Annotated in this window: 9 protein-coding genes; 5 read left to right on the plus strand and 4 right to left on the minus strand. The window is 48.8% G+C overall.

Annotation, left to right across the window (positions count from 1 at the left end; all coding sequences use genetic code 11):
• Nucleotides 1-245: 245 nt before the first annotated feature.
• From HMPREF2726_RS11330 to HMPREF2726_RS11345, 4 genes are all read right to left on the minus strand, one after another.
• Nucleotides 246-614, minus strand: a complete 369-nt coding sequence (locus tag HMPREF2726_RS11330; protein ID WP_049223035.1) for a hypothetical protein — start codon at nt 612-614, stop codon at nt 246-248.
• A gap of 201 nt (nt 615-815) precedes the next feature.
• The gene (locus tag HMPREF2726_RS11335) at nt 816-1,187 is read right to left on the minus strand and encodes a hypothetical protein (protein WP_049224246.1); all 372 of its coding nucleotides are present in this window, start codon (nt 1,185-1,187) and stop codon (nt 816-818) included.
• A 201-nt stretch (nt 1,188-1,388) separates the two neighbouring features.
• Entirely contained in the window at nt 1,389-1,742 is a 354-nt protein-coding gene (locus HMPREF2726_RS11340) for a hypothetical protein (RefSeq protein ID WP_049223884.1), read from the minus strand.
• 298 nt (nt 1,743-2,040) lie between these two features.
• A complete protein-coding gene (locus HMPREF2726_RS11345; RefSeq protein WP_070603414.1) occupies nt 2,041-3,477 on the minus strand; it encodes an NAD-dependent succinate-semialdehyde dehydrogenase in 1,437 nt (478 codons plus the stop codon).
• 503 nt (nt 3,478-3,980) lie between these two features.
• Between HMPREF2726_RS11345 and HMPREF2726_RS11350 the strand changes: the two genes are divergently transcribed.
• The 5 genes from HMPREF2726_RS11350 to rpoD all read left to right on the plus strand — a co-directional run bounded on the left by HMPREF2726_RS11350 (nt 3,981) and on the right by rpoD (nt 14,261).
• On the plus strand, nt 3,981-7,235 hold the full coding sequence (locus HMPREF2726_RS11350) for a TonB-dependent receptor domain-containing protein (protein WP_070603415.1): 3,255 nt from the start codon (nt 3,981-3,983) through the stop codon (nt 7,233-7,235).
• Nucleotides 7,236-7,435: 200 nt separating this feature from the next.
• Nucleotides 7,436-8,305 carry a Slam-dependent surface lipoprotein gene (locus tag HMPREF2726_RS11355; RefSeq protein ID WP_070603417.1) on the plus strand — a complete coding sequence of 290 codons (870 nt, stop codon included), beginning with the start codon at nt 7,436-7,438 and terminating at the stop codon, nt 8,303-8,305.
• 318 nt (nt 8,306-8,623) lie between these two features.
• Nucleotides 8,624-10,090 carry a surface lipoprotein assembly modifier gene (locus tag HMPREF2726_RS11360; protein ID WP_070603418.1) on the plus strand — a complete coding sequence of 489 codons (1,467 nt, stop codon included), beginning with the start codon at nt 8,624-8,626 and terminating at the stop codon, nt 10,088-10,090.
• A gap of 225 nt (nt 10,091-10,315) precedes the next feature.
• The gene (gene dnaG / locus HMPREF2726_RS11365) at nt 10,316-12,088 is read left to right on the plus strand and encodes a DNA primase (protein WP_070603420.1); all 1,773 of its coding nucleotides are present in this window, start codon (nt 10,316-10,318) and stop codon (nt 12,086-12,088) included.
• 223 nt (nt 12,089-12,311) lie between these two features.
• Nucleotides 12,312-14,261: an RNA polymerase sigma factor RpoD gene (rpoD, locus tag HMPREF2726_RS11370; protein ID WP_009312099.1), complete on the plus strand. Its 1,950-nt coding sequence runs from the start codon at nt 12,312-12,314 to the stop codon at nt 14,259-14,261.
• Nucleotides 14,262-14,387: the final 126 nt, after the last annotated feature.

Here is a 14,387-nt window from a genome sequence, read left to right on the forward strand (position 1 = left end):
AACGTCGTACTGGTTTAAAGTTAATCCACTATATCATCTTCCGTTTTTTCTGTTGCATGAACAATCGAACGGGACGACTGCCATTAGTAAAAAGGTCGTCTGAAAACTTTCAGACGACCTTTGAGAAAGTTAGGTGTCCAATTCAAACTACGCCTGTTATGTAAATAACACAGTGCTTTCTTGAAATATGAACAATCCTTTCTTTGAGAAAAACCATCTAAACTAAACCTTCAGATAACCTTAACTTATTCTTTGACTTTTATCTGATAAAATTCTTTCTGGTCCATACTTTCAAACCAGCCTACTGCTCCTCTTACATAATAAGATATTTCAATCTTAATATCCTGTTTGGTCTGTGGAGTTCCAGAAATATTCAATTTGTTATACCACATATTGGTAGGCTTTACAGTCAATCCCGAATTCGGAGGATCCATTTTCACCCTGAAATAATCGGGATAAGCAGCATATTTAGTTCTTAATTCTATGAAATATGGCTTATTTAATTCTGCGTCCGGTAATACCTGAACTTTATGCTTACCGGCAAAACAACCGGATAACGCTATTGCAGCCGAAAAGATAAATATTTTCCTTATCATAATTAAAATATGCTCCATAATTTACACTGATATTTCACAAAATTCTAAAATCGATTGCTCCAAAGCTGGCTTTTAGAAATTTTTCAGACGACCTTTGAGAAAGTTAGGTTTTCAATTCAACCTACGCCTGTTATGTAAACAACGCGGTGTTTCCTTGAAATATCAACATTCCTTTCTTAGGGGAAAGCTATCTAAACTAAACTTTCAGATAACCTTAAATCATTCTTTAACTTTTATCTGATAAAATTTCTTCTGTTCCTTATCTTCAAAAAAACCTACGGGTCCTCTTATTAAATATGATATTTCAATTTTAATATCCTGCTTCGCCCTTGGAGTCCCAGAAATATGAACCGTATCATACCAATTATCGATGGGCTTTACAGTCAACCCCGAATTCGGAGGATCCATTTTTACTCTGAAATTATCGGGATAAATAGCTTGATTGGCCACATTAAATTCTATGAAATATGGCTTATTAAATTCTGCATCCGGTAATGCCTGAACTTTATGTTTGCCGGCAAAACAACCGGATAATGCTATTACAGCCGAAAAGATAAATACTTTCCTTATCATAATTAAAATATGCTCCATAATTTACACTGATATTTCACAAAATTCTAAAATCGATTGCTCCAAAGCTGGCTTTTAGAAATTTTTCAGACGACCTTTGAGAAAGTTAGGTTTTCAATTCAACCTACGCCTGTTATGTAAACAACGCGGTGTTTCCTTGAAATATCAACATTCCTTTCTTAGGGGAAAGCTATCTAAACTAAACTTTCAGATAACCTTAACTCATTCTTTAACTTTTATCTGATAAAATTTCTTATGATCCTTCTTTCCCAATCCTAAAAATCCTCCTGGCCCTCTTATATAATAAGAGATTTCAATCGTAATATCCTGTTTGGTCTGTGGAGTTCCAGAAATATGAACCGTATCATACCATTCATCGATGGGCTTTACAGTCAACCCCGAATTCAGAGGATTCATTTTTACTTTGAAATAATCAGGATAAGTAGCTTGGTTAGCCACATTAAATTCTATGAAATATGGCTTATTTAATTCTGCATCAGGCAATGATTCGACTTTTGGTGTGACAGTACAGCTCGCAGTAAAGCAAGCTAGAGCAAATATAAACAATCTTTTCATTTTCTTTTTTCCTATGTTATTGCTTTAAAAATTATTGCTTCAAGTAAACAGTTTCAAATCCACTATATCTCCCCTGTTTGCCGGCCTACCAACGGACTTTCCCATACTATCCAGTGAGCCTTAAAATTTGGTGTCGTTGCCCCAGCAAAATATTTGGCGAACTTATCAGTTGCACGACACGCTAGTCTTGTATCGCGTATTTGTTGATTTCCGCCAATTTTTTCAGAGTGCTGCTACAAAGATAGGGGGAGATTATCTTATTGAAGTTACGTTTTCAGACGACCTCCTGAGACTAAACTCAATCCGCCACATCGATACACAAATATTTCAATTCCAAATATTCGTCCGCACCGTATTTGCTACCTTCGCGTCCCAGCCCGCTGCGTTTCACGCCGCCGAACGGTGCCGCTTCATTGCTGATTAAGCCGGTATTGATGCCGACCATGCCATATTCCAAGGCTTCGCCTACGCGCCATTGGCGGGCGGTGTCGGAGGTGAAGAGGTAGGCCGCCAAACCGTATTCCGTATCGTTGGCGGCCGCGATGACTTCGGCTTCGGTTGCAAAGCGGAACACGGGACACAACGGCCCGAAGGTTTCTTCGCGCGCCACCGCCATTTGCGCCGTTACGCCGCTTAAGACGGTCGGTTCGAAAAACGTTCCGCCCAATGCGCTGCGTTTGCCGCCGGTCAGGCAGACCGCGCCTTTGGAGAGCGCGTCGGCGATGTGCTGCTCGACTTTCTCCACCGCTTTTTCCTCAATCAGCGGCCCTTGGTTCACGCCTTCATCCAAGCCGTTGCCCAATTTGAGCATAGCCACTTTTTCACTTAATTTGCGGCAAAATTCGTCGTAAATACCGGATTGAGCGTACACGCGGTTGGTGCAGACGCAGGTCTGGCCGCTGTTGCGGAACTTGCTGGCCAGCGCGCCTTCGACGGCTTTGTCCAAATCAGCATCGTCAAACACGATAAACGGCGCGTTGCCGCCCAGTTCCAAACTGAGTTTTTTAATGTCCGCCGCGCTGTCGGCAAAAATTTTCGCGCCGACTTCGGTCGAACCGGTGAAGCTGATTTTGCGCACGGTCGGGTTCGTGGCAAATTCATGGCTGATTTCCGAAGCGCGACCACTGACGACGGGAAGCAAATCCTGCGGCACGCCCGCTTCGTAAGCCAGCAAGGCCAGCGCATACGCGCTCAGGGGCGTGAGCGACGCGGGCTTGACTATCATCGCGCAGCCCACCGCCAAAGCAGGCGCGGCCTTGCGCGCAATCATCGCGGACGGGAAGTTCCACGGCGTAATCGCAGCGGTAACGCCGACGGGCTGTTTCAACACGACCAATTTTTGCGACGCTTTCACGCTTGTCAGCACATCGCCGTCAATCCGCCGCGCTTCTTCGGCAAACCAGCGCACAAACGAAGCCGCATAATCGATTTCGCCGCGCGCCTCGGTCAGGCTTTTGCCCTGTTCCATCGTCATGATGCGCGCCAGTTCTTCTTTGTTTTCCTTCATCAGAAAATACCAACGCCACAACACATCGGCGCGTTCCAACGCAGTTTTTGCCGCCCATAATTTTTGTGCGGCCTCCGCCTTTTGAATCAGCAGCTTGAGGCCGTCTGAACGAGTCGTGCGAACAAACGCCAAAGTCTCGCCTGTCGCCGGATTATCGACTTTGATGCTGTATGGAATCGGGAGAAAAGAAATATCGGGATGGTTTAACAATGATGCAAAAGAATTCATGCCTGTCCTCGTGTGTATAGATGATGGATGGAAGTCATTATTCTCCTCATAGGATAAAAGCGCAAACTGCTTGAGCAGTTTGAGTCACATGAGAAAAAGAACCCAAAGTAGGTAGCTAAAAAGGTCGTCTGAAAATGTCTTATGGGCTTAGTTAGGACTTTTCGTTTGAATGGTAAGAAAGTGTTTTGACCGGCTGATAAGACATATTCAGGCAATTTTTATTTTTGAATTTCTTGTTTGCCTATATGGGTTATATAGAAATGGAATATTTTCATGTTAAACAATGGAATAAGTTTTTAAATCATTTTAACTATTGAATGCGGATATATCTGGCAAATGTTTGCATGCGCTTAAAAAGTTGTTAAAATCTCAAAAAATTATACAAATAATAATCAAAATTATTATATTTATATTCCAATCTGACTTGCGGCAAAACCTTTCCGAGGTCGTCTGAAAACTTTCAGACGACGCTGTCTGACATTCCGCCACACAAGGAATCCGTTATGAAGCCAGTCAAAATCAACACCCTTGCCGCCTGCATCGCCGTCATTGGTTTCTCTCCCATCATTTATGCTGCCGATAATACGCCAACCGTCATTCTCGATCCCGTTACCGTCAAAGGCACACGCAATAAAGATGAAATCGGTAAAAGCCGAGTTTATACCCGCGAAATCGTCAACCTCTACAAAGGCAAGGAAGATGTCGAAACCTTCAAAGGCAACACCGTATCCGACCTTTTAAGCGGTATGTCCGGCGTGTACAGCGGCGATGCGCGCAACAGCGGCGCGCTGGATCCCAATATACGCGGCGTGCAGGGGCAGGGACGGATTCCCGTTACCATCGACGGCACGGAGCAGGCGATTACCGTCTGGCGCGGCTACGCAGGCGCAAACAACCGCAACTACGTCGATCCCAACATCATCAGCAGCGTTTCCATCGAAAAAGGCCCTTCGTTCAGCCGCGATATGAAAAGCGGCATAGGCGGCTCCGTCGCCCTGAAAACCATAGATGCCGACGATATTGTCCCCGAAGGGCAGAAATACGGATTTGAAGTGAAGGCGGAGGCTTCCAATAATTCCATTAAGCGGCGTGAGAATGCTTATGAACATTCAGTCGATTATCGAACCTTGCCTGTTCCCGCAGTAGCGACGGGCGGTATTTGGCGTTCATTTTTTGACGATACCGACCGAATCGACCAGCGTTTCAACGGACGCAATAAATTTGGGGAGGATAAAGCCTACCGCATTGCCGCTGCCACCAAGCAGGACAATTTCGATGCCATGCTCGCCTATGCCTACCGCAGTAAAGGCAATTATTTTTCCGGCAAAAAAGGGGCGGAACGTTACGGCTATATCGGTCCTTGGACACAAGAAACTTTAGACGAATTAAAACGTCGTCAAGAAGAAGCCGCTGCCAAGGGCGAGAAATTTTACGGCAGTGAAAACATGCTGGGCGCACCCGATATTTCAAAAATCGGACTTTTCTACCATCCGGGCGGAGAAGTCAGCAATACTTCGCTCGAAACCAAATCATGGGTAGGTAAAACCACCTTCCGTCTGCCGAATCGCCAAACGCTCAAATTCGGCCTGCGCCATACCGATTCCACGTTCGGCGAAATCATGCCTTCGCGTATTATCGGCCCCATCAGTTGGGATGCTTCCGTCTTCAACAAAATTGCCGAATGGCCGCAGGCATGGGTCAAACAGCGTTCCTACAATATCGACTATTCGTGGAAGCCCGAGGGCAGCCGTTGGATAGATTTCGATGCCACGCTTTGGACGACACGCACCAAATCCAAAACCAATACCGCAGGCGGCTCGCCCGGCGATACCGTTTATGAAGATTTGGTATTTCAACGGGCATGGGATGAGTACGACAGATGGCAGAAATACACCCCCGCAGAGCGGCAGGAATTGCTGGATGCAGGCTTTGAAGCCCCAAAACCGCCCAAACCTGAAACGCCCAATACCAACGGACGCTTCAACACCATCGAAGGCAACGCCTATTACGCCCGTAACAACCGGACAGGTTTTCAATTCTCCAACCGTATGAAATTGAGCGACAAACTGTCGTTGACCTTGATGGGCGATTTTCAAAATGAGAAACTGACATCGCGCAATGATTTTTCAGACGAACTCGAAAGCGGCGGATACGACAAATACCGTGAAGAACTTGAAAACAGCACCATCAGGGCAAATTACGGATTAAACGAATTCGGCGTACCGCGCAACGGCAAACGGCGCGAATACAATCTGGGCTTCAATTTCCGCTATGAGCCGTTCCGCTGGCTGACGTTGACGGCAGGCGGGCGATATACCAATTTCCAACTTCAGGATAAAAGCAAACGTTTGGAAAGCGGTACATATAAAACCGGCTATCCATTAGAGATGAACAGGGGGATGAAATATTCGGTCGTGAGGGTGATTACTCCACAGGAATATGCGGATTACAAGGCGATCAATGATGCTTTGGCAGATGGCAGTTTGGATTTGGGAGACTTATATACCAAAGAGAAATATGCAGAACAATTAAAGAAATATCAGCAAATTGACTGGAATTCGACTATACCGACCTTGAGTAGTGGTCGAAGTACATGGGTCAATCCCAATGAACAGACAGATTTTTACTGGCTGAAAGACGATAAGGGTCGTCTGAATATGAAAGACCATCCCCTTACCAACGGCAGCATTCCCGATTTGCACGCCCAAGTCCCCAATCCCGTTTACGACCCGTCCAATCCCAACAGCCCGAAATTTGTGCCCAAATATTATAACGTTGACTCAAGTGTATATACGACTCCGATGACCGAAGCCGAAAGGCAGCGGGCGATGAAGCAGAAAGGCAGCGGTTGGGTGCCCGCATTTTCTGCCACTGTCAATTTTACTGATTACAGCCGCGCCTATTTGCGCTATACCGAAACCCTGCGCTACCCCAGCATTTTTGAAGGGACTTACGGCTTTTCTACTGCCGCCGGCTCATTCAACCGCATGGGCTATGGCTGGCGGCCCGAACACGCCAAAAACTGGGAAGTCGGCTATATTCATGATTTGACAGGATTGTTACCGAAAATGAAAAAAGCGGATTTCCGCATTAACTACTTCCATAACAAGACCAAAAACGTTATCGACAGGGACGACAATCTCGAATTCGAACAATTCGACAGACAAATCCGCAGTGGTGCCGAGCTGTCCACCCGCTTCGATACCGGACGCGTCTTTGGTAGCCTGAACGTATTCCGCAGCCTGAAAAACAAAATGTGCGACGAAACCTTCCAATGGTCGACTGTGACTGCGGGAGATGTCGATGCAACATATTTTGCCGAAACCGGCAAAACCATGAGTCGCCCCGTCTGCAATCACGGAGGTTTGAGCGATTCGGGCTATCTGGCAAGCGCGCTTCAGCCACGCTGGTCGATTGATGCCGAATTGGGCAGCCGCTTTCTTGCCAACAGACTGGAAACAGGCGTGCGCCTTCATTACCACAGCCGCGTCTATGAAAACCGCAATGATGCGTGGCAGCCTAACTACAACATATTCAATCAATATAGGGGAACTAATCATAAACCCCAATATAACGATATGCGCTGGCAGCCTGTTGCGGTATGGGATGCCTACCTGCGCTACAAAATCGGCAAAAACCTGACTGCCGAACTGGTGGGCAGCAACCTGACCAACCGCTACTACCTCGACCCGATGAGCCGTTCTTACCTGCCTGCACCGGGTAGAACCATCAGGATAGGGATTACGGGCAAGTTCTAAAATAATTCCTAGATTCAATTATCGAAATTCTGATATTAGCAAAATGTAAATTTTCAGAAATGATAATAATTCATGTTTCTATTTCCTAAAAATAGGAATATACTTACCTTACTTTTCCAAGAGGGCAGATTTGTAAGTTTGATTCAGATTCTTCTTGAGAAAGTTCGTTGATTTTGTAAATTTTTATTTTGGAGTGAATTATGAAACTCGTAAAAACCGTTGCGGTATTGAGTGTTGCGTTTGCCGCTTCTTCTGCGTTTGCTGCCAATCCGGCTTCAGGCTTCTCTTTAAATAATGTAAAAGGGGTTAAACATATTGTCCCGACAGTGGAGACTAACCGAAACGACGCGAATTTCGGTAAGGCTGCCATTAATGTGGTTGACTTAAATGTAAAACCGACAAATAAAAATGGTCTTGCCAACAATCAGCCTGTTTCTTTTGCCAAAATTGATGCGACGGCAAATCGATTTTTTGTCAAAACGTTCGCTCACGGCATTTTGGGTAAAGACAAAAACGGCGTTACTGTTGCGAATCTGTACCGTATGAAAGGTATTGTTTGGGACAATATTCCAAGAATGCCCGACCATTCCCATTTAGGCCGTTTATCTTATTCCAAAGTCGGTAATATGGATGTTTACTTCGGCGACTGGTCTGCCGTTCCTTCCGGTGCGGCTGTCGGTACAAAAGGTACGAATTACACCGCCTTCTACAGCGGCACGGGTCGAACCACCAATCTGCCGACTACGGGTACTGCCACTTATACGGTTAAGGGTATCAACCAATATCATACGCAAAATACAGCCCTCTTAAACGGTACGCTGAAAGCCGATTTCGGTAAACGGACGCTGAACGGCGAAATGAAACGTACAGGTTTGAATGTCGCCATCAACAATGCCACGATTAATACGGCGCAGGCTTCCTTCTCCGGTAAGGCTACGGCAAACAAAGTGGTCGGTACGGCCCACGGTCATTTCTTCGGCAACCAAGGCGCAGCGATTGCGGGCGTGGCAGATTTTGGTCGAAACAGTGAACTCAACACTGCCTTTGGCGGTACGAAAGCCGGCAAATAATGGATCATAATGCGATAAGGCGGACGGTTTTTGTCGTTCCCCATTCCGTCCGCCTATAAAACACAAATCATCCGACACACAATGCACATCGTACAGGGCCGTTCGGAAATATCGGGCTTCGCAATGCGTTTAAGCCGGTATTTTCCGAACGGCCCGTGAGTTTGAAGACGTGCTGTTTCGATGGGCTTAAGAAGCTCATTTTCAGACGACCCGTCATTTAAATAAAAACTGTTCTTGCGTAGTAAAGATGAAATGTCAGTTTTTCTTTGAAAAGGTCGTCTGAAAGACAAAGCCGCCCGATACACAGGAAAGAATTTTATGAAACGCCTTTTGCTCCTTCCTTTTTTTATCAGCCTGCTGCCCCACGCGTTTGCCGACGACAGGGAAGACCGCTTCATGCAGCTCAAACAGGGAACGGAACTCCGCCGCGCACAGCAGGAAAGGAACGAAGCGGACAATACGGCGGTTGAGTTCGGCGCGGGAGAAGTGCAGGACGGCGAAGATTTGGCGTTGTCGCTGATGAAGGCGGTCAACGCGCAAAACGAAGAGGAAACGGCGCGGCTGTTGGACATTTACCGCCGTCAGGATGATTCCGACCCCGATATAGTGCTGTTTGCCGAGGCTAATCAGGCAGTGTTCCGCGACGATTTGAAGGCCGCGCTGGCGAAATACCGCGAACTTTACCGCAAAAATCCCGAATTTCTGCGCGGCCGCCTGGATTTGGCGCGGCTGCTGTTTATAGACAAACAAAACAAAGAATCGGCGGCATTGTTCGACGGCATCGATATTCCTGAAGTGCCCGCCGTCAATGAGAAAATCAAAGTGTTTGCCGACGCTTTGAAGAAACGCGATGCGTGGAGCGGCTCGGTTTCGTTCGGCGCGGGTTACGACACCAACTTAAACCAGTCGTCGGGCGCGACGGTTGTCCGCAATCAGACAAGCTGCGGTTTCGATTCGAACGGGCAGCCGATTCTGGACGGCGACGGAATGCTGTCCTGCCGCAGCGAACGGCTTGATGCCTACGCGCCCGATGCGTTGAAAAACCGGATGTGGGTATATGACGCCAACTTAAGCAGACGCATTTCGCTCAACGGCCACCACGGCCTGCAACTGGGCGGCTACGCATGGGGCCGGCTCTATCCCGGCAACAAGGAATACGGCGAACACAATATCAACGTCAGCCCCGCTTACAGTTTTCAGAGCAAAGACCATTCCTTCAGTATCGGCCCGCAGGTGCAATACGAATGGTCGGGCGGCAAACTGCGCGACAGCAGCACCGGCATCAGCGCTTCATACAGCCGCACCTTTTCCGACCAAGCTTCGCTGGGCGTGCAGCTCGACCACAAATACGACCGCTACCGCGGCGAATTAAAACATTTCAACGGCCCGCAGACGCTTCTGTTCACCACCGCCATCTACGCCCTGCCGAAAGACTGGCTGGTATTCGGCGGCTACGACTACCTGCGCAAAAACAGCCGCGAAAAAGTGGATTCTTACCGCCGGCACGGCCTGCGCGCGGGCGTCAACAAGCGTTTCGAATCCGGCATCGACGCTACCTTTCAGGCAATCTGGCGCAAAACAGCCTATCAGGACTACCATGCCTGGCTGGAAACCCGCCGCCATGATTTCGAACGCACCTATCAGTTGGACATCAAATTTGACCGTCCGTCCTTCCGCGGCATCACTCCCGTTTTCAGCATCAAACACACCGACAACAAAAGCTCGTCCTGGCTGAACCGCTACAAACGCAACGAATTTACCGTCAAAGCAGAATACAGGTTTTAAGCATCCGAGGTCGTCTGAAAACGAATTTTCAGACGACCTAGAGGGTTTATGTTGCATAAGCTGTCAGCTAAGGAGTCGGTTTTGTAAGAGTGCTATTTTTATCCTGAATACACGTTATAATACGAATCTTGTTTTCAAACCGATTCGAGATTCCGTTTTCAGACGACCTTTAAGATAAAAGGTCGTCTGAAAACGTTTGTCCCGTCCATACGCATCCGCCGAACTATGATTCCATCCGATTTCATTGACGAGCTTCTGGCCAAAGTCGATATTGTCGATATTATCGACGAGCAGGTTCCGTTGAAGAAGGGCGGGGCGAACTATATGGCTTGTTGTCCGTTCCATAAGGAAAAGACGCCGTCGTTTTCAGTCAGTCCGACCAAGCAGTTTTATCATTGTTTCAGTTGCGGGGCGCATGGTTCGGCGATTGGTTTTGTGATGGAACATCAGGGGCTGTCGTTTCCGGAGGCGGTGCAGTTTCTTGCCGACCGTGTGGGCATGGCTGTGCCTAAAGTGCGCGGACAGAACGATAATCCCGAAGTCCGTGCCGAACGTAAGAAAAAACAGCAGACGCTGGAGGAAACGACGGCTGCGGCGGCTGATTTTTATGCGCAACAGTTGAAATTCAATCCGGCGGCGAAGGCTTATTTGGACAAGCGCGGTTTGAGCGCGGAAGTCATCGCGCATTATGGTTTGGGCTATGCGCCCGACGGCTGGCAGCCTTTGGCGCAAGTGTTCCAACCGTACCCGAATACCGCGTTGGTGGATACGGGGATGGTGATTGACAATGAGGGTCGGCATTATGACCGCTTCCGTCATCGGATTATGTTCCCCATCCGCAATCCGCGCGGGCAGGTCATCGGTTTCGGCGGCAGGGTGTTGGACGACTCGAAGCCGAAATATTTGAATTCGCCTGATACGCCTTTGTTTGATAAAGGGAAAAATCTTTACGGCTTGTATGAAGGTCGTGCTGCGGTCAAAGACGCAGGGCGGATTTTGGTGGTTGAAGGCTATATGGACGTGGTTGCGCTGGCGCAATTCGGCGTGGGCTACGGCGTGGCGGCTTTGGGTACGGCGACGACGGCGGAACACGTCAAAATCCTGATGCGTCAGGCGGACAGTATTTATTTCTGTTTCGACGGCGACAGCGCGGGACGGAAAGCGGCTTGGCGCGCGCTGGAAAACGCGTTGCCGCAGTTGAAAGACGATAAATCGCTGCATTTTTTGTTCCTGCCGGAAGAACATGACCCCGACAGCTACATCCGCGCCTACGGAAAAGCGCAATTTGAAGATGCGCTGTTGAATCAAAGCAAGCCTTTGTCGGAATATTTCTGGGAACATCTTTCAGACGACCTCAATCTCAATACGCAGGAAGGTAAGGCGGAATTGGTGAAAACCAGTTCGCCGCTTTTGGCGCAGATTACCGCGCCGGCATTGGCTTATTTGTTAAAACAACGGCTTAGCGAACTGGTCGGCATCGACCCCGACAATCTCGCCCAACTGTTGGGGCAGGAAGCGCCGAAGCGGCACGTCAAACAAAAAAGCTACAAACTGCCTCCGATTTCCGTCAAACAACCTGTCATGTTGACGCTGGTGCAACGGCAAATCCGCAGCCTCTTGATAAATCCGGATTGGGCTGCATATATAGACCTGCCCGATTATGTGGCGTTGGACGGCGATTTCGCCTGCCTTGCCAATCTCGCCGAAACCATTAAAAGCCATGCCGCCGTACCTGCTACCGCGCAGGTTTTAGAGTATATGCGCGGTTCTCCTTACGAAGAAACCGTGAACCAAATCTTCCAATCGACACTCTATTCTGAAGAAATGGAAGGCGGAGGCGAAGAAGACCGCGAGAACTTCCAAATCGGCATGAAGAAACTCCTTAACGAGTTAAAATACAAACAAATCGAAACCCTCAAGCAGAAAAGCCTGCAATCGGGTTTGAATGAAAATGAAAAAAAACTCTTGCTGTCGCTTTTGACCGCAAAGCAAAATTGAACGAACGGCAATCCCAGCCGAATCCAGCAACCTTCAGGCCGTCAGAAAAGCATTGTCCCAAGCTGCGAACATGATGATCCCGCAGAACACCCGTTCCAAAGAGCTTTCAGACGACCTCAGCGTTACAACCCGGCAGATTGAATTTAAATCGGTTGTAACTCTGTTCCGCCTTCAGGTGCATCATGCAAACCGTCGGCACACCATCAGATCAAGAAAGTAATCCATGTCTAAAGACCAAAATCACGAAGACTATCAAGAACAGGACGACAACCGTCCGCTGACCCTCGAAGAGCAGCGCGCCCGCCTGCGCCAGCTCATCATCATGGGTAAGGAACGCGGCTACATCACTTATTCCGAAATCAACGACGCCTTGCCCGACGATATGTCCGATGCGGATCAAATCGACAACATCGTCAGCATGATTTCCGGCTTGGGTATCCAAGTAACCGAGCAGGCGCCTGATGCGGAAGACATTTTGTTGAGCGACAACGCCGCCGCCGTAACCGACGACGATGCCGTTGCCGAAGCCGAAGCCGCCTTGTCCAGCGCGGACTCCGAGTTCGGCAGAACCACCGACCCCGTGCGTATGTATATGCGCGAAATGGGGCAGGTTGACCTGCTGACCCGCGAAGACGAAATCATCATCGCCAAAAAAATCGAAAACGCCCTGAAAAACATGGTGCAGGCGATTTCCGCCTGTCCGGGCTCCATTGCCGAAATCCTCGAGCTGATCGAGCAAATCCGCAAGGATGAAATCCGCGTGGACGAAGTGGTCGAAGCCATCATCGACCCGAACGAAGTGTTGCTCAACGAATTGGGCTTGGGGCACTTGGAAAGCGCGTCAAACGACGACGATTCCGGCAGCAGTGAAGAAGATGAAGCGGATGAAGACGACGATGACGACGATTCCGGCAGCGACTCCGAAGCCATGTCCGCTGCCCATCTTGCCGAATTGAAGCAAAAAGTGCTGGAACACTTCGCCTTCATCGAAAGCGAATACGGCAAGATGATCAAAAAGCTGGAAAAACACGACAGCCGCCACCCAGATTATCTGGCACACCGTGACGCCATCGCCAATAAGCTCTTGGAAGTCCGTTTCGCCACCCGCCAAATCGAAAGCCTCAGCGGCAACCTGCGCAGCCGTGTCGAAAACATCCGCAAGCTCGAACGCGAAATCCGCGACATCTGCCTTGACCGCGTCCATATGGAACGCGACTACTTCATCCAAAACTTCCTGCCCGAAATCACCAACCTGAAATGGGTGGAAGAAGAAGTCGCCAAAGGCAGGGTCTGGAGCGACGCGCTCGACCGCTTCCGCCACGCCATCCTCGAAAAACAAACCGAGTTGGCAAACATGGAAAAAGAAACCCGCATTTCCATCGAAGAGCTGAAAGACATCAACAAAAACATGGTGTTGAGCGAAAAAGAAACCGCAGCCGCCAAGCAGGAAATGATTCAGGCAAACTTGCGTCTGGTGATTTCCATCGCCAAAAAATACACCAACCGCGGTTTGCAGTTCCTTGATTTGATTCAAGAAGGCAACATCGGCTTGATGAAGGCGGTCGACAAGTTCGAATACCGCCGCGGCTACAAATTCTCCACCTACGCGACATGGTGGATCCGCCAAGCGATTACCCGCTCGATTGCCGACCAGGCGCGCACCATCCGTATTCCGGTGCACATGATTGAAACCATCAACAAGATGAACCGCATCTCCCGCCAGTATCTGCAAGAAACCGGCGAAGAGCCCGATTCTGCCAAACTTGCCGAGTTGATGGAAATGCCGGAAGACAAAATCCGCAAAATCATGAAAATCGCCAAAGAACCGATTTCGATGGAAACCCCGATCGGTGACGACGACGATTCGCACTTGGGCGACTTCATCGAGGACGCCAACAACGTTGCCCCTGCAGACGCCGCGATGTACACCAGCCTGCACGAAGTCACCAAAGAAATCCTCGAAAGCCTCACCCCGCGCGAAGCCAAAGTCCTGCGTATGCGCTTCGGTATCGACATGAATACCGACCACACGCTCGAAGAAGTCGGCAAACAGTTTGACGTAACCCGCGAACGTATCCGTCAAATCGAAGCCAAAGCCCTGCGCAAACTGCGTCATCCGACCCGCAGCGACCGCCTCAGAAGCTTCCTCGACAGCGAAGACAGCAAACTGTAAAACAACAACCGCAGGTTTATCCCTGCGGTTTTTTATGGGTAAGAGGTCGTCTGAAACAGGAGTTGTATAGTGGATTAACTTTAAACCAGGATAAGGCGACAAAGCCGCAGACAGTACAGATAGTAC

It is taken from the genome of Neisseria sp. HMSC074B07, from assembly GCF_001810355.1.
GTDB lineage: Bacteria > Pseudomonadota > Gammaproteobacteria > Burkholderiales > Neisseriaceae > Neisseria.

What these genes read in the sequence shown, in the direction of transcription:
- HMPREF2726_RS11345 (WP_070603414.1), bottom strand. Translation starts at nt 3,477, where the DNA reads ATGAATTCTTTTGCATCATTGTTAAACCATCCCGATATTTCTTTTCTC.
- dnaG (WP_070603420.1), top strand. Translation starts at nt 10,316, where the DNA reads ATGATTCCATCCGATTTCATTGACGAGCTTCTGGCCAAAGTCGATATT.
- HMPREF2726_RS11330 (WP_049223035.1), bottom strand. Translation starts at nt 614, where the DNA reads ATGGAGCATATTTTAATTATGATAAGGAAAATATTTATCTTTTCGGCT.
- HMPREF2726_RS11355 (WP_070603417.1), top strand. Translation starts at nt 7,436, where the DNA reads ATGAAACTCGTAAAAACCGTTGCGGTATTGAGTGTTGCGTTTGCCGCT.
- rpoD (WP_009312099.1), top strand. Translation starts at nt 12,312, where the DNA reads ATGTCTAAAGACCAAAATCACGAAGACTATCAAGAACAGGACGACAAC.
- HMPREF2726_RS11360 (WP_070603418.1), top strand. Translation starts at nt 8,624, where the DNA reads ATGAAACGCCTTTTGCTCCTTCCTTTTTTTATCAGCCTGCTGCCCCAC.
- HMPREF2726_RS11350 (WP_070603415.1), top strand. Translation starts at nt 3,981, where the DNA reads ATGAAGCCAGTCAAAATCAACACCCTTGCCGCCTGCATCGCCGTCATT.
- HMPREF2726_RS11335 (WP_049224246.1), bottom strand. Translation starts at nt 1,187, where the DNA reads ATGGAGCATATTTTAATTATGATAAGGAAAGTATTTATCTTTTCGGCT.
- HMPREF2726_RS11340 (WP_049223884.1), bottom strand. Translation starts at nt 1,742, where the DNA reads ATGAAAAGATTGTTTATATTTGCTCTAGCTTGCTTTACTGCGAGCTGT.